This is a genomic window from Methylobacterium guangdongense (genome assembly GCF_038442355.1).
GTDB classification, from domain to species: Bacteria; Pseudomonadota; Alphaproteobacteria; order Rhizobiales; family Beijerinckiaceae; genus Methylobacterium; species Methylobacterium guangdongense.
The window spans coordinates 70,012-86,032 of record NZ_JBBXMX010000011.1 but is presented as its reverse complement, the minus strand read 5'-3'; the positions used below and the strand labels follow the sequence as shown (position 1 = coordinate 86,032).

The 16,021-nt window shown below is 72.8% G+C and carries 20 protein-coding genes and 1 pseudogene; 3 read left to right on the top strand and 18 right to left on the bottom strand.

From position 1 onward, the window contains the following. Nucleotides 1-678, bottom strand: coding sequence for a response regulator transcription factor (locus AAHG09_RS20230; protein WP_342109287.1), 678 nt, complete (start codon nucleotides 676-678; stop codon nucleotides 1-3). Between the two features lie 35 nt (nucleotides 679-713). Further along, the gene (locus tag AAHG09_RS20225; RefSeq protein ID WP_342109286.1) at nucleotides 714-1,085 is read right to left on the bottom strand and encodes a PepSY domain-containing protein; all 372 of its coding nucleotides are present in this window, start codon (nucleotides 1,083-1,085) and stop codon (nucleotides 714-716) included. A 329-nt stretch (nucleotides 1,086-1,414) separates the two neighbouring features. Here AAHG09_RS20225 and AAHG09_RS20220 point away from each other — a divergent pair, with 329 nt between their 5' ends. Further along, entirely contained in the window at nucleotides 1,415-2,128 is a 714-nt protein-coding gene (locus AAHG09_RS20220; protein WP_342109285.1) for a hypothetical protein, read from the top strand. Between the two features lie 339 nt (nucleotides 2,129-2,467). Here the strand turns inward: AAHG09_RS20220 and AAHG09_RS20215 are convergent, their stop codons facing one another. From AAHG09_RS20215 to AAHG09_RS20190, 6 genes are all read right to left on the bottom strand, one after another. Further along, nucleotides 2,468-2,665 (bottom strand): hypothetical protein, encoded by a 198-nt coding sequence (locus AAHG09_RS20215; protein WP_342109284.1) that lies wholly within the window; start codon nucleotides 2,663-2,665, stop codon nucleotides 2,468-2,470. A 253-nt stretch (nucleotides 2,666-2,918) separates the two neighbouring features. Then, the gene (locus AAHG09_RS20210; protein WP_342109283.1) at nucleotides 2,919-3,257 is read right to left on the bottom strand and encodes a hypothetical protein; all 339 of its coding nucleotides are present in this window, start codon (nucleotides 3,255-3,257) and stop codon (nucleotides 2,919-2,921) included. 95 nt (nucleotides 3,258-3,352) lie between these two features. After that, nucleotides 3,353-3,763, bottom strand: a complete 411-nt coding sequence (locus tag AAHG09_RS20205; RefSeq protein WP_342109282.1) for a 3TM-type holin — start codon at nucleotides 3,761-3,763, stop codon at nucleotides 3,353-3,355. A 2-nt stretch (nucleotides 3,764-3,765) separates the two neighbouring features. Then, nucleotides 3,766-4,419 (bottom strand): glycoside hydrolase family 19 protein, encoded by a 654-nt coding sequence (locus tag AAHG09_RS20200; protein WP_342109281.1) that lies wholly within the window; start codon nucleotides 4,417-4,419, stop codon nucleotides 3,766-3,768. Between the two features lie 52 nt (nucleotides 4,420-4,471). Continuing rightward, nucleotides 4,472-6,214, bottom strand: a complete 1,743-nt coding sequence (locus AAHG09_RS20195) for a DUF2793 domain-containing protein (RefSeq protein WP_342109280.1) — start codon at nucleotides 6,212-6,214, stop codon at nucleotides 4,472-4,474. Between the two features lie 14 nt (nucleotides 6,215-6,228). After that, the gene (locus AAHG09_RS20190) at nucleotides 6,229-10,128 is read right to left on the bottom strand and encodes a baseplate multidomain protein megatron (RefSeq protein ID WP_342109279.1); all 3,900 of its coding nucleotides are present in this window, start codon (nucleotides 10,126-10,128) and stop codon (nucleotides 6,229-6,231) included. A 97-nt stretch (nucleotides 10,129-10,225) separates the two neighbouring features. Here AAHG09_RS20190 and AAHG09_RS20185 point away from each other — a divergent pair, with 97 nt between their 5' ends. Together AAHG09_RS20185 and AAHG09_RS20180 are read left to right on the top strand one after the other, a co-directional pair. Continuing rightward, nucleotides 10,226-10,528 (top strand): type II toxin-antitoxin system RelE/ParE family toxin, encoded by a 303-nt coding sequence (locus AAHG09_RS20185; RefSeq protein WP_342109278.1) that lies wholly within the window; start codon nucleotides 10,226-10,228, stop codon nucleotides 10,526-10,528. Then, the gene (locus AAHG09_RS20180) at nucleotides 10,528-10,812 is read left to right on the top strand and encodes an addiction module antidote protein (RefSeq protein ID WP_342109277.1); all 285 of its coding nucleotides are present in this window, start codon (nucleotides 10,528-10,530) and stop codon (nucleotides 10,810-10,812) included. The genes AAHG09_RS20185 and AAHG09_RS20180 overlap by 1 nt, the downstream gene beginning before the upstream one ends. On the opposite strand, the gene AAHG09_RS20175 is transcribed toward AAHG09_RS20180, so the two are convergent. From AAHG09_RS20175 to AAHG09_RS20130, 10 genes and pseudogenes are all read right to left on the bottom strand, one after another. After that, a complete protein-coding gene (locus AAHG09_RS20175; RefSeq protein WP_342109276.1) occupies nucleotides 10,743-11,285 on the bottom strand; it encodes an NlpC/P60 family protein in 543 nt (180 codons plus the stop codon). The genes AAHG09_RS20180 and AAHG09_RS20175 overlap by 70 nt on opposite strands. Beyond that, nucleotides 11,282-12,157, bottom strand: a complete 876-nt coding sequence (locus tag AAHG09_RS20170; protein WP_342109275.1) for a DUF2163 domain-containing protein — start codon at nucleotides 12,155-12,157, stop codon at nucleotides 11,282-11,284. Before AAHG09_RS20170 ends, AAHG09_RS20175 begins: the two co-directional genes overlap by 4 nt. Before the next feature lie 10 nt (nucleotides 12,158-12,167). Beyond that, nucleotides 12,168-12,809, bottom strand: a complete 642-nt coding sequence (locus AAHG09_RS20165; protein ID WP_342109274.1) for a DUF2460 domain-containing protein — start codon at nucleotides 12,807-12,809, stop codon at nucleotides 12,168-12,170. A gap of 39 nt (nucleotides 12,810-12,848) precedes the next feature. After that, entirely contained in the window at nucleotides 12,849-13,415 is a 567-nt protein-coding gene (locus tag AAHG09_RS20160) for a phage tail tape measure protein (RefSeq protein ID WP_342109273.1), read from the bottom strand. A 14-nt stretch (nucleotides 13,416-13,429) separates the two neighbouring features. Further along, complete coding sequence (locus AAHG09_RS20155) at nucleotides 13,430-13,693, bottom strand: phage tail assembly chaperone (protein WP_342109382.1); 264 nt, start codon at nucleotides 13,691-13,693, stop codon at nucleotides 13,430-13,432. Between the two features lie 216 nt (nucleotides 13,694-13,909). Then, nucleotides 13,910-14,221: pseudogene (locus AAHG09_RS20150) on the bottom strand (gene transfer agent family protein); the annotation flags it as partial. 16 nt (nucleotides 14,222-14,237) lie between these two features. Further along, a complete protein-coding gene (locus AAHG09_RS20145) occupies nucleotides 14,238-14,648 on the bottom strand; it encodes a phage major tail protein, TP901-1 family (protein WP_342109272.1) in 411 nt (136 codons plus the stop codon). Between the two features lie 11 nt (nucleotides 14,649-14,659). Then, nucleotides 14,660-15,076, bottom strand: a complete 417-nt coding sequence (locus AAHG09_RS20140; RefSeq protein ID WP_342109271.1) for a DUF3168 domain-containing protein — start codon at nucleotides 15,074-15,076, stop codon at nucleotides 14,660-14,662. After that, nucleotides 15,073-15,426: a head-tail adaptor protein gene (locus AAHG09_RS20135; protein WP_459558969.1), complete on the bottom strand. Its 354-nt coding sequence runs from the start codon at nucleotides 15,424-15,426 to the stop codon at nucleotides 15,073-15,075. Before AAHG09_RS20135 ends, AAHG09_RS20140 begins: the two co-directional genes overlap by 4 nt. Before the next feature lie 23 nt (nucleotides 15,427-15,449). Next, entirely contained in the window at nucleotides 15,450-16,010 is a 561-nt protein-coding gene (locus AAHG09_RS20130) for a head-tail connector protein (protein WP_342109269.1), read from the bottom strand. Between the last annotated feature and the right edge of the window lie 11 nt (nucleotides 16,011-16,021).

The window sequence follows — 16,021 nt, the reverse complement described above, 5'->3', positions numbered from 1 at the left end:
TCACACCCGCGCCGGCGGCTGGTTGGGATCCACCAGGTAGCCGAGGCCGCGCACCGTCTGGATCAGGTCCACCGCGAGCTTCTTGCGCAGGCGCCCGACGAACACCTCGATGGTGTTGGAATCCCGGTCGAAATCCTGGTCGTAGAGGTGCTCGGTGAGTTCGGCCCGGGAGACGACCCGGCCGGTATGGTGCATCAGATAGGAGAGCAGCCGGTATTCGTGGCTCGTCAGCTTCACCTGGGCGCCGTCGACGAAGACCTTGCCGGAGCGCGTGTCGAGGGTGACGGGCCCGCAGGCGATCTGGCTGGTGGCGTGGCCGGCGGCGCGGCGCAGGAGCGCGCGGACCCGGGCCATCAGCTCTTCCATGTGGAACGGCTTGGTGACGTAATCGTCCGCGCCGGCATCGAAGCCGTCGACCTTGTCGGACCAGCGATCGCGGGCGGTGAGGATGATCACCGGCGTCTTCACCCCGGAGCGCCGCCATTTCTGCAGCACCGTGACGCCGTCGGCCTTGGGCAGGCCCATGTCGAGGATGATGGCATCGTAGGGTTCGCTCTCGCCGAGATAGCCACCCTCCTCGCCGTCATAGGCCTTGTCGGCGACGTATCCGGCCTCTTCGAGGGCGGCGACGACCTGCCGGTTGATGTCCTTGTCATCCTCCACGACGAGCAGACGCACGGCTCACTCCCCTCCGAAACGATCTCGGCGCCCGCTCAATACTGACCAGCCACGCTGCCGGTGCGCGCGTCCACGATGACGTGCACGAAATGACCGTCCCGGCGCAAGGCGGTCAGCATGTAGACGAGGGTGTCCTCGTAACGGCAGAGGCTCGCCCGCTGAATCTCGGCCCGGGGGATCACCGTGCGGGCCGCGCGGATCGCCGCCACGGGTGGGATCACCCGCCGCTCGCCGACCTCCTCGCGCATATCGGCCGGCGACAGGCAGGTCTCGACCCGCAGGGGCGCCTGGCCGGAGACCGCGCCCGTCTGCGGGGCCGGCCCGTCGTCGGCCATGGAGCCGAGGCCGCCCGCGGCGAGGGCCGCGGCGGTCAGGCTGATGGCGACGAGGGCGATGGCGTAGCGCATTGGTGGCAGATGTGGGCCGATGGCACTGAATGCGCCCTGAATACGTAGCCGTGGACGGGTCACGGCCGGCAGGTGGGAATCGGATATGCGACGTGCGGACGGCATCGTGCCGGCACTACGGCTGAGGCCGCCCCCGGTTCCCGCGCGGCGTGGTGGGGGGGCTCATATCCGCTCAGGAGGGATCGCGGCGCGGCCGCTCAGCCGGCAAGATCCTGAGGCGACCCCTGCGCTCCTAGACAGCTCTCCGCCAACCCCTGGGGGGTATTGAATCTGGTTTCGAGATTGAACACGACGCGAGTCGGGGCATTAACCCTGTCATGGAGGAAGCCATGACAGCATTCCGTATCCTGATCGCCACGTCCTTGATCAGCACGTTGCCAATTGGCACAGCATTCGCACAGACGGACCCAGCGAGTACGCAAGGCGGCGTGCTGTCGACTGAACGGGCGCCCAATACAACGGCCGTCGGGCAGACCAAGCCGCCGAGCCGCGATGCGAGCCCCACCGCAATCAAGCCCATCGAGCGCCCGACCGCCGAACAGGTCTCGACGGATGCGATCGCGGCCCAGATCTGCGTCGGCTGCAACACCGAGTCCGCGTCGGCGGAAACACTCAATCTGCGGATCCGCCCGCCCGTCTCGCCGGAGGTGCGTGGCGGCCCGCCGGACGACCGCATCGGCCAGCGGGACACGAGCCTTGGCGCGGTGGCGCCGAAGCAGCAATCGGATCTCGATACCGTCGCCTTGGCGTCCGCGCATCGAGAGCGCGCGGAATCGGTCAAGGAACGGACCGACGGTCTCTGGCAGTCGTGGCTGGTCTCGGTCTGCAATGGCTGCGGCGACCAGAAGCCCGCCAGAGCCCTCAAGGTGCAGGATTGGCCCGACCGCGCCGGGCCTGCCACCACAGGATCGGTTGCCCGCCCGACGAAGCCGGTCGCGGCGCGCCACGACGACAAGCCCGCGGCCTCGCATCCGCACGGCAGTCTCGAAGCGGATCTCTCGCCGGAAAACGTCAATTCGATCCGGCGCATGCCGCAGCCGTGACGCGGGCCGTCAACATCACGAAGGGCTCGAATGGCCCCATGCGTGCCGTCGCCCCGTATTTCGGCGCGACGGCACGGGCGGAAGAGTGGATCGCATCCAGGAACAGGTTGCGGAGCCTGGGGTTGCTCCTTCAGTTGAAGGAGTAAAACATGCTGACCGGTAGTCTTTTGTGGCTTTTGGGCGTGCCGATTCCCGTCCTCATCCTGATCTGGTTCTTCTTCCTGCGCGGTCGATAGCGTAAAACTCAGCACTCCGAGGTGCTGAAGATCGCCGTTCATCGCGATTCCGCGATCGCGTATTCGCAGAAAAAGTTGCGACGATGCGGCGCGGCGTTCAAACTCAGAGCAATGCGTTGCTCGGCCCGGCGGTCAGCGATCGGCCAGCCCGGGTCACGAGCTTCGCGAAGGCGAGCGCGGCGGCCGAGGCCTGCGTCTCGGACGGAAAGGTACGGTCCGACTCCAGAACCGTCATCTGCGTCGCATCCAGCAGGACCCAGGTCCACAGGTGACGACCGGTTGAGCGAATTTTGAAATGCATGGCAGGCTCGCGGGTTTGAACATGCCGGCATCTTGCGATGCGGGACGGCGCGCTGCGTTAATGACTGGACCGGCGCAACAACCTGTGTCGGCTAACCTTGGGGTTGCCCCCGATATCCCCGCAGAGCACAGCCGAAACCAGCAGCGACTTCCCGTCGCGAATGACCGGAGGGGCCCCAAGGCGGCGCCCAGGCGGCGAGTAACAGCCCGCCGGGGCAGGATGCCGATGGGACGGTCTCGCCGGCACACCGCGCTCAATGCGGCGTCAGTCCGACCTTCGCCAGCACGATGCCGCCGAACGCCAGCAGCGCCGTCGACGCCAGCCCCCAGCCGATCCGATACAGCACCCGCACCTGGCCGTTGATTTCGGCCAGACCCCGTGCCGTCTCAAGCTTCGCCCCGTCCACCGCCTTGTCGATCCGCCGCTCGATCTCGTCCCGCGCCACGAACGATTCGATGTCCCGCCGGTAGGCCACCCCCTCCAGTTTCTCGTCCATCCGGTCGAGCTTGCTGCCCAGCGCGTCCACCTGACGGCCGGTCGCCTCCACGCGCTCGATCAGGCGACCGATCCATTCGGGCAGGTGGTCGGCCATCGCTCCAGTCCTCCGCTCGCCCCGGGCCACACGCACCGCGCGCGTCCGGGATGGTGCTTGCTCGGTCATCGGTGCGCTGTCCGGGCTTCGAGGGCTCATGCCTTCGGCCCCACCATCTGCGGCACGATCTTGTCGACCGAGCGGGCCAGCATGTAGGCGCCAATCCCGACCGTCAGCAGCGACCACAGCTCGGCCGGCACGCCCTTCAGCGCGGCTATGACCTCGACCTGCAACCCAATCATCGGAGAGACCACGCCGACCCAGGTGATCATCGCCAGGGCCCAGAGCACCGTGATCGGCCGGGCGTTGCGGGCGAGCGGGCTCTCCGAACCGGCATCGGCCTTCATCACCTCGGCCATGGCCCGGCCGAGGTCGCCCTGCTGGTCGATCAGGGCCTTCTGCAGGTCGAGCTGCACCTGCAGGCGCTGGCCCTCGTCGGGCAGCACCTTGGCGAGGATCGGACCGACGGCGCCGAGCAGCGCGGGGAGGATGGCGAGAAATCCCATGGTCAGACACCCTTCTGCATGTTGCGGCGGATCACCGTGCGCAGGCGCGGCCACCACGCGGTCGGCTGTTGGTTGGGTGCGGCGGGCTGAAGCGCGGCGGTCAGGGTGGCCAGGAAGCTCCTGTGGTGGCCGGCGATCCGCAGCCCGTTCTTCGCGCCGTCGCCGTTGACGATCGCCCGCGCGCCGACCGGATCATCGGTGTCGGCGTCGAAGTACCGCCCGAGCGCGTGGCCCGGCCGGAACAGCCCATCCCGGGCGCCGAGCACCAGGATCGTGGCGCTCGTCGCCGGCACCAGCGCCAGGTCGGGATCGCCTAGGAGGTCGAGGCCGAGCAGTCGGCCGAAGGTCCGATAATTGTCGATCCAGGTTAGCTGGGCGGCGCCGCGGCCATAGTAGATCCGGCCGTTCACCGGCACGCCGTAGGCGTGGCCGCGCCCGAGCCCGACCTCGCGGATCGACAGGTCCAGCCGGCACTCGTGCCACGCGGTCGCTAGCGTGTAGGCGACCGGGCGCGGATCGGGCGGCCAGCCCAGCCGCTCCCACGCGTCGAGCAGCGCGGTCAGCCCGTCGACCTCGACTTGCGTGAGGCGCGGCCCGCACGGTCCCGCGGTGCGCAGACGGGCGAAGAAGGTCGCCCGCACGAGTGGTGCGGTCATGGAAACCTCCCGGATCGGGGATTGGGAACGGGACTCCGACGGGCCGCGACGCTCAGGCGAACACCGCGAGCGACGAGGCGAGGCTCACCGTGATGCCGCCGGAGCCGGTGATCGTCTCGCGCAGGAACACGAGGTTCGCGGCGGAGACCGGCGAGGCGACGGTGCAGGGGACGAGAATCAGGCCGTTGCTCGGCGATCCGTCGTTCGGGCTGGAGATCGCCACGAAGCTGCCGGTGACGGCCGAGCCCGACAGGGCGAGGCTCGCCTGTGCGCCCGCCAGCGAGGCCTTGCACAGGATGCCGGTCTGCGGGAACGCGCGGCCGAACAGCTTGACGAGCATCGGGCTGGGATCGAGCGCGACCACGTTGAGGCCGCCGTGCTGCCCGGGCGGATCGCCGAGCTGCACGGCATCGCCAGAGGCCCAGCCCGCGACGTCGGCGGCGCTCGTCACGTCGAGCTGGTTGGCGGCCGGCGCGGCGGCGATCCACGCCGCGGTGCCGCGCGTGGTGTTCCAGATCCGGGCGAGGGACACGCCCTGCATGGCAGCGTCGTAGAACAGGGCGGCATCGTTGCCCCCGCTCAGGGTCAGCGTCGTCCCGGAGACCCCCGCGAGGGTGGTCCCGCGCGGATTGGCGCCGTGTGGGGCCGTGTTGCGGAACAGGGAGACCGTGCCGTCGCCGCCGGGGGTGAACAGGAAGTTCCCGACCGGCGCACCGAGCAGCGCGGGCATCGCCCCCGTCGCCTGGTCCACGATCGTCCACTTGTCGAAGCCGTTGCTCTGGAGCGCCAGGACCCCGTAGGCCGCCACGATGGCAGCCGAGGCCGCGCCGTTGACGCGGTCGGCCCCGGAAGCCGCGACCGTGAGCTTCAGTGCCACCGAGGCGGCGCCGCTTTCGTCGAGGATGGTCAGGGTCGCTCCCTCCGGGAAGGCCGAGGCCGCCGGCAGGGAGAGGGTGCGCGCCTGGGTCAGGGCGATCACCGCGACCGTGCGGTCGGTCGGCTGGATCGCGTAGGCGGCGTCCGCGACCTGGGTGCGGGCGACGGCCGCCGCGTCGGCGCGGTCCACGTAGGCCGTGGTGGCGAGGCGGGTCGCGTTGTCCTGCGCGGCCGGCGTCGGCGCGGTCGGGCTCGCCGCGAAGGCGACGATGCCGGTCGCCGCCGCGGCGGTCAGTGCGGTGGTGAAGGCGGCCCCGTCCGGCGATGTCTTGAGGACGAAGTCGTCGCCGCCCAGCGTCCCGAACAGCGCCCGGGTCGCGTAGCCGGTCTGGAACACGAAGCCGGCGTCCCGCGCGGCCGCCTTCTTGTTGACGGTGACCCGCATGTCGCCGGTTCCGGGCGTGACGTCGTCCCAGCTCAGGAGCGCCGCATCCGCCTTCACGGCGAGACGGTTGGACCCATCGGCCTCCGTATTGATCCCGAGGCGGCTCACGCTCCGGATCGCCGCCAGCGTGCGGCGGACGCTGGTCCAGGCCGCGCCGTCGAACACGTAGAGGTCGGCCTCGTCCACCACGTAGGCGAGCCAGCCGGCCCGCGGGATCGCGCCGGTCCAGCCCCCGTCGGCGTAGCGCGCCACCTGGCCCGCAAACCCCGCCCAGGCGCCGCCGGGGTTCGCCGTCACCACCAAGTAGCGGTCGCCCTCGGCGGGGCTCGGCGGCGGTGCCGTGAGATCCTTGTCCAGGCAGGCGAGCTGAACCAGGGCGTCGAGGAGGCCGAGCGCCTCGTTGTGGGTGACGTGCTTCTGGGCCTGGCTCGCCGCGATCAGCGGCAGGCCGAGGTGGGGCGTCGCGTCGAACATGGGCGTCTCCGGGATCAGGCCGAACGGACGGGGATGCGGGCGCGGCAGGCGGGTCCGGGACCGGCGACGAGGCCGATCTGCGCGACCGCCACGTCGAGGCTCCGCTGCGGGCCTCCGAAATCGGCCACTTCATCGGCGTAGAGGAGCTGCTGCGCCTCGGCGCTGAGCGTGCGCAGGGCCGTGCCGGTACCGGCGAACACCGTGACCGCGTAGGCCTCCGGATCGTCCAGGGGGATCTCGGCGGGCTCCCAGGCATCGCCGTCGCGGCGCGCCCGCCGGATCCAGGAGAGCAGCACGCCCTCGCCGGTCCGGCGCGCCCGCAGGTGGACCGGCCTGAGCGGCCGGAGCGCCGTCAGCCCGGCCGTGGCGGTCAGCTCCGTGAAGGCCGGATCGCCCGGGTCGCGCCCCGCCGGCCCGATCCGGTAGCGGAAGGCCCGGCCGACCGCGTCGAGCCCGGTCACCAGCGGCCCCACGGCGCCATCGTCGAGGCGTACGATCAGGCTGCCCGCGGGTGCCGTCCGGCCCGCAACCGCTTCGCTGCCCGCGAGCCCGCGCAGCAGGCCCGATAGCCGGTAGGTGTCGGACCCGGTCAGCACGGCATACGCGGCGCCGAGCAGTTCCACGGCCCCGTCCGGACCGATCAGCGCGAACAGGTTGCCGCCGGCCAGCATCGCGGCCTCGCCGATCGACGCCAGCGCCCCACCCCGGCGCAGGGTCACGTCCAGGTGCCGATGCCGGTCGATCCGCCAGAGCGGCCCGGCGGGCAGCGCCGTGTGGGTCCGGCCCAGGCAGGCGGGGTAATCGACGATGCCCTGGAGCGTGAGCGGCCCCGCCCCCTCGGCGCGCCAGATCGCGGCCGCCCCGGGCCAGGGCTCGGCCGCCACCGCGAGGTATTGCAGGATCGGGGGGCTGCCGCGGTCCGCCGGCAGGTCGAGGGCGAGCGCCAGCGGCGGCCCCGGGAAGGACGGGCGCGCCACCCCGGTCAGCGCCATGCTGCGCGGCACGCCGCGCACCGGCCCAGCCCGGGGCGGCACGCCGCTCGCCGCGATCCGGCGGCCGGTGGGGGCATCGTCGATCCGGTCGATCCTGCGCAGCACCGTGCCGCCCGGCACATCGGCCGGCACCGCCAGGAGGTCGCCGGGCTCCAGCTCGACCCGGCGCGGGCTCAACGTCAGGACCGCGCTATCGCGGGCCGCGATGATCCGATCCAGCATCGCCTCGGCGAGACCGTCGCCGGTCTCGCGCCGGGTGACGATCGCCGCCTCGATCCGGGTCTCGTGGCGTCGCTCGCCCACGGGCCGCACAGCCGCCGCCGTGGCGCGGCGGTAATCCGGGCTCTCGGACTCGGTAAGGCCGAGTTCGACCGAGCGCGGCAGGGCGCTCTCCTCGGCCCGGACCTGACGGAGCACGGGCGTCTCCTCGGAGAGCCGGACGAGGTCGGCCTCCTCCAGCACCACCGGCCGGTCCCGCCGCGGCCCGCGCAGGTGCAATCGGCCGGCCACCGCCGAGACATCGAGCCCGTAGATCTGCGCCAGGGTCTCCAGGGCGCCCCGCGCCGAGAGCGGCCGGTCGAGCACGTAGCCGTCGAGATAGGCTGCGGCCTCGATCGCGACCGGGGCGTCGAAGCCGAAATCCGCGAGGATCGTCAGGACCAGCAGGTCGAGGTCGCAACCCTCGATCCGCCCGGTGATCCAGTGTCCGACCCGCCAGTTGCCGATATCGGCCCAGACCCCGCGGACGGTCGGGAAGGCCGGATAGGGCCGCGCGTCCCAGGCCCAGACGAAGATCCCGGCGGGATCGACCATCCGGCCGCCATAGACCGGCGAGACCGGGTTGTCGGCCTCCCGGAAGCCCGGCACCGCCGGATCGAACCGGGCGATCGCCGCCTCCAGGCCCCGGAGCTGGATCAGCTCGTCGCGCAAGCCCCGCGATTCCGGCGGGTAGGCGTTCTCGATCGATTTCGGATCGGGGAAGACGTTGGGGCCGTTCGTGCCCTTGTCGACCGCCGGCACGCCGAGTTCGGTGAGCCAGATCGGCTTTCCCATCGGCACCCAGGCGGTGGCCCGGGTCTCGACGCCGCCGTCCCGCTCGACATGCGGGTTCGACCACCAGGCCACGAGGTCCTTGCCCCGGTAGATCCAGGGCTTGCCGGCGGCGCCGTCGGTGATCGGGCTGCGGGCCTGGGCGGCGCGGGCCTGCGCGTCGGGGTAGTACCAGTCGAAGGCCTCGCCGGAGGCGCCGCGCGCCTTGAGGTAGGCGCGGTCGTAGATGTCGCCGGCGGCCGCGAGATCGGCGTGGTCGGGCGTGTCGCGCCAGTCGGAGACCGGCGCGTACCAGTCGATCCCGACCGCCGCGATGTTGGGATCCGCGAACAGGTCGTCGAGGGGGAAGCGGATCGTGGCGCCGCCGTCGACGACATGGGCGCCGTACTCGGTCCAGTCCGCGCCGTAGACCAGGGCGACGCCCGGGCCGAGGCGCGCGCGCACGGCCGCCGCGATCGCCCGGAAGGCCTGCACGGCCGGGTAGCCGGAGACGCCCCGCACCCGGGTGAGCCCGACATACTCGCTGCCGATCACGAAGCCCGCGATCTGGACGCCGTTGGCCGCCCACTGCGCCGCCAGGTCGGCATAGTGCAGCACCTCGGCGGTGTAGCCGTTGGCGAAGAAGGCCGCGACCTGCGCGTCGGCTGCCCCGGTCCCGTCCGGGCTCCCCGGGACGCCCGGCGCCGGATCGCAGGTGACGCGGCCCCGCCAGGGATAGGGCGGCTGCGTTGCCCCGGGCACGCGCGGATCGGGCAGGCCGTTGCCGGCCGGCACGTCCATCATCACGAAGGGGTAGAGCAGCACCTCCAGGCCGCGGCCGGCCAGCTCGGCCACCAGCCGGGTCAGGCCGTCGTCGCTCGGGGTGCCGCCGTAGGACGGGTTGCCGTCCGGCAGGATCGAGACGACCTCGGCATCCGCGCGGCTGATCCCGGCGACGCTCCAATCCGCCGGCACCGCCCGCTTGGTGCGCGCCTCGACCTTCGGCACCACCCGGCAGGACGCGGCCCGCATGTCGGTGCCGAACCACGTCGCCACCACGGCGACCCGCCGCAGGTTGGGGCACAGGGCCTGAAGCGCATCGAGGGAGGCGAGGACGTCGGTGGCCCGCTGGAGCTGGTGCCGGTTGGCGGCCTCGGTGCGGCCGAGGCCGAGATCGACGGTGACGAGATCCGGATCGAGGCCGAACTCGCTGGCGCCGGGGATCATCTCGACGGCGCGGATGCGGCCGTACAGCCCGTTGACGGGGCGGATCACCTCGAAGGCGAATTGCGGGATGCGGTTGCCGAAATCGGCGAGCGGCAGGTTCTCGAACACCACGTAGGCGAGGCCGCGATAGGCGGGCGCGGTCTCCGCCCCCTCCTTGGCGACGATCAGCGGGTCGGGCGCCTGATCCGGGCCGCCGGTATGGACCCGGATGGAAAGGCCGACCTGATCGAGTTCCTTGCCGTCCGCCCAGATCCGGCGGACAAGGGCGATCTCCCCCTCGCACAGGCCAACCGCGAGGTTGGCGAAGTAGCTGTAGCGGGTCGTCACGGTCTTCTGGCCGCCGCCCATCCCCTTGGCGGGGGTCGCGGCACGCTGCACCGTGGTGTTGGCGACCTCGAGCGGACGCGTCGCCCAGATCAGGCTGCCGCCGATCCGCGCCCGGCCGTAGACCCGGGGGATCGGATCGCCCTCCGTGGAGGTGAGTCCGCTGACATCGGCGAGCCGCGGCCCCGCGACGAAGCGCGTATGCGGCCCGGAGCCGGACAGCGCGCCGTCGAGCCCGGCCCCCGCGACAGCCCCGAGGGTGCGCCCGACCACGGCGCCGATCGGCCCGCCGAGGGCGGTGCCCACCGCCCCCCCGGCCGAGGACAGGATGAGGGTCGCCATGGCGGGGCTCCGTGGTGAAGCTGCGGGCGGGTCGGGCCACGGCCGGCCGGGCGGGAACGCATTGCCGAAGCGGTATCCATTCGGATACGTTTCTGGCGTGGCGACGATCCTACTGTCCGATACGTTCCGCGCTTGGCTCGCTGGCCTGCGGGATCATCGCGCCAAGGCTCGCATCACGGCGCGGATCCGCGCCGCGGGGCTCGGTCATCTCGGTGATGTCAAACCGGTCGGCACAGGCATCTTCGAGATGCGGATCCCGTATGGCCCCGGATACCGGGTCTATTATATCCGACGCGGCGAGGTGACGTACCTGCTGCTGTGCGGCGGCGACAAGTCCAGTCAAAGCCGGGACATTCAGCGAGCCAGAGCCATGGCTGCCAAGCTTGATGGGATTGCCTGATGCGCTTCGTCCCCTTCGACGCCTCGGAATTTCTCGACAGCGAGGTGGCCATCGCCGAGTACCTCGCTGCCGCCCTGGATGATCCCGATCCCGAATTGTTCATCGCCGCCCTCGGCGACATCGCCAAGGCCCGCGGCATGTCGCAGATTGCCCGTGAGGCGGGCCTGGGACGGGAAAGCCTCTACAAGGCCCTGATGCCCGGCTCGAAGCTTCGCTACGAGACCGTCCGCAAGGTCATGGACGCCTTGGGCGTGAAGCTGACCGTGGCAACCGGTTCGTCGTGAATCGGATCTGACCAGCCCACTGGAAACCGGAACACCCCCGTCCCATGCCGCCGCCACCATCCGGTGAGCGCCACCTCGGCGACGCAGGCGCCGTCATGGGCGTGGATCATGGCGCCGTCGCCCGTGGCGATGGCGCAGTGGCGGGCCGGCAGGTGGCGGCGGAAGGCGAAGAGCAGCACGTCGCCCGCCCGCGGGGCGGCCTCCGCCAGGGGGCCCGGCACCGGCACGAGGTGGCGGAGGGCCGCCTCCGTGAGCGGGTCGGTGCCGGGGGCGGCCGATTCCGCCCAGGTGCCGGAGTAGGGCGGCACCACCTCCGGCTCGGCGCCGTAGAGCCCCCGCCAGACCCCGCGGAGAAGGCCAAGGCAGTCGCAGCCGACCCCGCGGAGCGAGGCCTGATGCCGATACGGCGTGCCGAGCCAGAGCCGCGCCTCGCCGAGCGCCGCCGCCCCGATGTCCCGCCGCATCGCGCTCATCGGAACAGGCTCCCGCCATCGAGGGCGTGGTCGGAGCCCGGGACGGCGCGCATCACCGTGTCGTTGCCGGGCATGTGCGGAAAGCCCTGAAAGTTGACCGCGTTGGCGAAGCGGTCCCGGCAGGTGGCGAGGCGCTTGTCGCAGCCGGCGGTCAGCGTGAAGGCGTCGCCGACCGCGACCGGCCGGGGCGGCGCGGTCCAGAGCTCGATCAGGCCGCCGAGCTGCAGGCGCACATCCGCGGCGTGTCCGGCATTGGCGCCCGCAATCCAGGCGAGGCGCCCGCCCGTGAACAGGCCGTCCGGAAAATCCCCGGCCAGCGCTGCCGCCAGCGTGGCGGGCTCCGGCATGGCGGTGACCCGGCCGGTTGTCCGCCATGCCGTGAGGTCGACCCGGCAGCGCCCGTCCCCGAGATCGGCCCCGCAGGTCGCCCGGTAGGTCCGGCCGCGTTCCGCATCCAGGCGGTGCGCGAGGCCGCGCAGTTCCGCCACGAAGGCATCGCCGTCCCGGCGCACCTCGCCGATCGTGGCAAGGTCGAGGAGCAGGCGCGTCTCGGGGTTGGTCCAGTCGACCAGCCAGGTCTCCACCGCGGCGCCGTCATAGAGGCCGCCGGCGATGTCGGCCTCGGTCAGGCCGAGGCTGCTCAGGGCGCCGGCCACGTCGCCCCCCGAGACCGCGAAGCCGGATTCCGCGCTGGCCTCGGCGGCGTCGAGGCCGGTCCGGGCGAGATGGACGAGACCCGCGACGGTCAGGTCGCGGTCGTGGTCGGTGAAGCCGAGGGCGAGCCCGTCCCGCCGCCGCAGGGACCAGCAGCGGCACAGGGTGGTCACGCCCCCCGCGAGATGGGCCGCGAAGGCCGCCGGGATGTCGCGCATGGGTGTTCCCTCAGGGCACGATCTCGACGAGGGGCACCCGCGGGATCTCCCCGGCCGTGAAGGCCGCGAGGTCGATGGTGAGCTCGTCGGTGTCGAAGCGAACCGGCACGTCGAAGGCGAAGCCCGCGGTGACCGGGGCGCCGGGAGCCGGGACGTGGTCGGGCGTGACGATGACGAGGCCGGTCGTCGGGTCGCACGCGAAGGCCCCCGGACCGATCTCCTGCCCCGAGATTGCGATCCGCACGCTGCCCGCCACCGGCTTGGCGATGCGGCGGCGATAGGGGGCGAAGCCGCTCCCGTAGGTCTTCACCAGCGGGAAGGTGGCGGTGGCGCCGTCGCCGGTGCCGATCGGCTGATCGAGGGGGCCGATCGCCCGCCCCGGCGGCCCCGAGCGGCCATCGACCCGGTCGCGGAAGCGGAAGCCGTAGAGGCGGCCCCGCCGCTCCTCGAAGAAGGCCAGCACGGCGTGGAGCGCGTCGAGGCCGCGCAGCCCGAATCCGGCATCGTAGCGGCGGCGGGAATCCGCCCAGCGGCCGTTCCGGTGCTCCCGGCCGGAGGCCAGGGTGACGATCTCGGTCAGTCGCTGCGGCCCGCCGCTCGCGCGCAGCGAGACGTCGAGGGGGAACAGCACCTCGTGGAAGTCGTCGGCCATGATGGTCCCCGGGGTTGAGGTGGGTGGCTTGGCGGTCCCTCACGTCGCCCGCTGGCCGCGCGCCACCGCCCGGGCGAGGCTCGCCGTCACCTGCGCCTCGGAGCGGCGGAAGGCCGCCGGATCGGGCGTGGCGATGTTGACCGTCACGGAGACCGGCCGGGCCGACGCGCCGCCCGCCGCGACGCCGAGGCGGCCGTCCGGGCCACGGGCGAGCGGCAGGATCGCCTCCGGCCCGGCCTCGCCCATGAGGCCGGTGCCGCTCGCCATCGGGAAGTAGGTCGGCGCCGCCACGACCCCGCCGGCCGCGAAGGGCTGCACCCGCCCGCCCCGGAACACACCGCCCCGGGCGTAGCCGGCCTCCGAACCGGCACCCAGCACGGAATTGATCAGGCCGGTGACGCCGGTCTGGATCGCGCCGCCGGCCGCCCGGGTCGCCACGCCGGCGAGCCGGGTGCCGATCAGGCCGAGCACGCCGTCGAGGCTGCGCCCGGAGGCGGCGCCGCGGGTCAGGGCCGCGTCGAGGCTGCGGCCGAAATTCTGGGCCAGACGGTCGAGGGTCTGGAGCCGCTCGACCCGCGCGGCCTCCTCGGTGTCGGTATCGGCCATGGATCAGCCCCGTCTCAGGTTCGGTCGGGATAGGCGGCGAGCAGATCCTCGAAACCCGCCCGGGTCAGCGGCTCCGGCCGGGCGCGCCGGCCGAGGGCGGCGGCGAACTCGCGGGGCGTCGCCGACCAGAAGTCGCCGGGGCGCCAGCCCAGCACGCCGAGGCCGAGGGACAGGGCGTCGTCCCAGGGGAAAGCCGGCGGGACTCCGGTCGGAGCATCCGTCTCCGACTCGGGAGCGCTCTCTGCCGAAGGGCGTGCCGTCTTGCCCAAATGAGGCACAGGTCCCCTCTCCCGTGCGGGAGAGGGACAGGGTGAGGGATACGCGGATTCCGAAGGAGGCGCGCATGCGACGCGCGTCGACGACGCGCTCGATCCTGCGAGTCCTGGTCCCTCACCCCAACCTTCCCCCGCCCGGGAGAGGGGGCCCGCCGCGTCCTCCGAGCGCGTCGGCGCGCCACTGTCGTGTCCCGCGTCGCGCGGCAATCGGGAGGGCCCCGGCGCCGCCCCGAACGCCGCGGCGAGCACCGCCTCCAGGGCCGCCGTGACGGCCTCGAGCCCGCCCGCCAGCGGCAGACCCGCCACCGCCGCGTCGTCGAGGTCGTGGCCGCCGCCCCGCAGGGCGACCCCCAGCAGGGCGATCAGGTCCCGCGCCGAGAGGCGGCCGGCGGTGAAGCGTGCCGCGAGCCCCGTGAGGTCGCCGGCGCCGAGCAGGTCCTCCAGCTCGGCCAGCGCCCCGAGGGTCAGGCAGAGGGTGTAGCGCCGCCCGGCGAGGTCGAGGGGCACCGCGCCGCGGATCCGGTTCGCCATCGAACTCCCCTTGGCGTCAAACCGCCGCGAAGGCGAGCGCGCCCGCCGAATCGAGGCTCATGTCGAAGGTCACCTCGCCCGCGTGGTCGCCGCGGTATTCCAGGCTCGCGATCTGGAACGGGCCTTCGAGGAGGCCGAAGGCCGGCACCACGATCTGGAAGGTCTCGATGACCCCTTCGAAGAAGATCAGGCGCAGGCGGGCGTCCGAGGCTTGGTCGCGGAACACGCCCGAGCCCGCGATCGCGGCCCGGCGCACCCCGGCCCCGGCGAGCAGCTCGCGCCAGCGCCCGGCGGAATCGGCGTTGGTGACGTCCACGGCCTCGGCGTTGAGGGTGATCTGGCGGCTGCGCAGGCCCGCCACCGCCACGAAGCCGCCCGCGCCGTCCCCGGCCCGGATCAGCAGGTCCCTGCCCTTCTGCGCGCCCATCGGCTCCCTCCTCAAAGACTCTCGGTGACGGCCTCGACGGTGAGGCTCGCCCGCGCCTCGCCGGTCCGGGTGTCGCGGTGGGCCTTGATGGCGCGCACCCGCAGGGTGACGAGGCGGCAGCCGGCGAGCGGCATCGCGGTGTCGGCGAGCAGCGTCGCCATGCGCTCGGCGGCGTCGAGCGCCGTGCGGACCGAGCCGGGCTTGGCGATCACCGCGATCTCGTGGCTGTGGCGGTGGCGCTCGGCGCCATCGACGGAATCGTCCTCGATCGCGGCATCGCCGAACAGGGCATAGACCGGAGGCGCGCCCCGGGGCGGCTCGTCGTAGAGCCGGACGCGGCCACCCAGCAAACCCGCCAGGGCCGCATCCGGGGTGAAGCGCGCGATCAGGCCGGCGCGGAGCGCCAGGAGCGGGCTCGGATCACTCACGACGCGCTCTCCTGCGGCAGCTCCTCGACGTGGCAGATGCGGTCGCGGCCCCGCCCGTCCGGTTCGGTCACGGCGCGGATCGCGAAGCGGCGGGGGCCGGCGGCGAGCCGCATGGTCGGGTCGAGGTCGGCCCGGCCGCGCAGGGTGATGCGGTAGGCGGGCAGCGTGTCGGTCCGGCCGCCCTCCGGCCGGTCGACCACCCCGGCGGGCGCCAGGGCGCCCCACAGGACCGGGCCGGCCACGTAGCGACGCAGCACGCCACCGAACCCGTCCGGCGCCTCAAGCGGGCGTTCCAGCACGAAGCGCCGCCGCCGGGCGCCGAGCGGCGGGTGACGGGGCGTCAGGCCCATCGGGCGGTCTCCGATACCCGCCATCACAGGCGCATCCGGCGGAACGGCGCGGCGAGATCGGCGGCGTCGGTGCGGACTGCGTCCGCCTCGTCGCCCCGGTGCTCGTAGCGGGCGGCGGCCAGCCGCAGGATCGCGAGCCGCAGGGGCGCCGGCAGGGGCGGCCCGTCACCGCCGAACCCGGCCGCGACCTCGATCAGGATCGTGCGCCCGGCGGGGTCCGGCACCGCCGGGTCGATCAGCAGGCCCGGCGCCTCGACCGGGTCGGGGCCGGGGCGCACCAGCCCCCCGGCGAGGTCGGTGACGCCCGAAGCGTCCGCGAGCCCGGCGCGCAGGACCGTCACCAGGGGGCTCAGCGGCAGGGGCATCCGCCCGTCCGGCGGCCAGGCGGGCAGCGCGATCCGGTAGCGGCCGGGGACGAGGATCCGGCGCGTCTCGATCTCCAGGCTCGCCCGCACCGCCGTGATCAGGGCCTGGAGCAGCCCATCCTCGGCGCCGTCATCGTCCGAGTCGAACCGCAGGTAGGCGCGCAGCTCGGCCACGCTCACCGGCTCGACGACGGCGGCATCGATGCGTAACGGGATCATGGTGTGTCCCT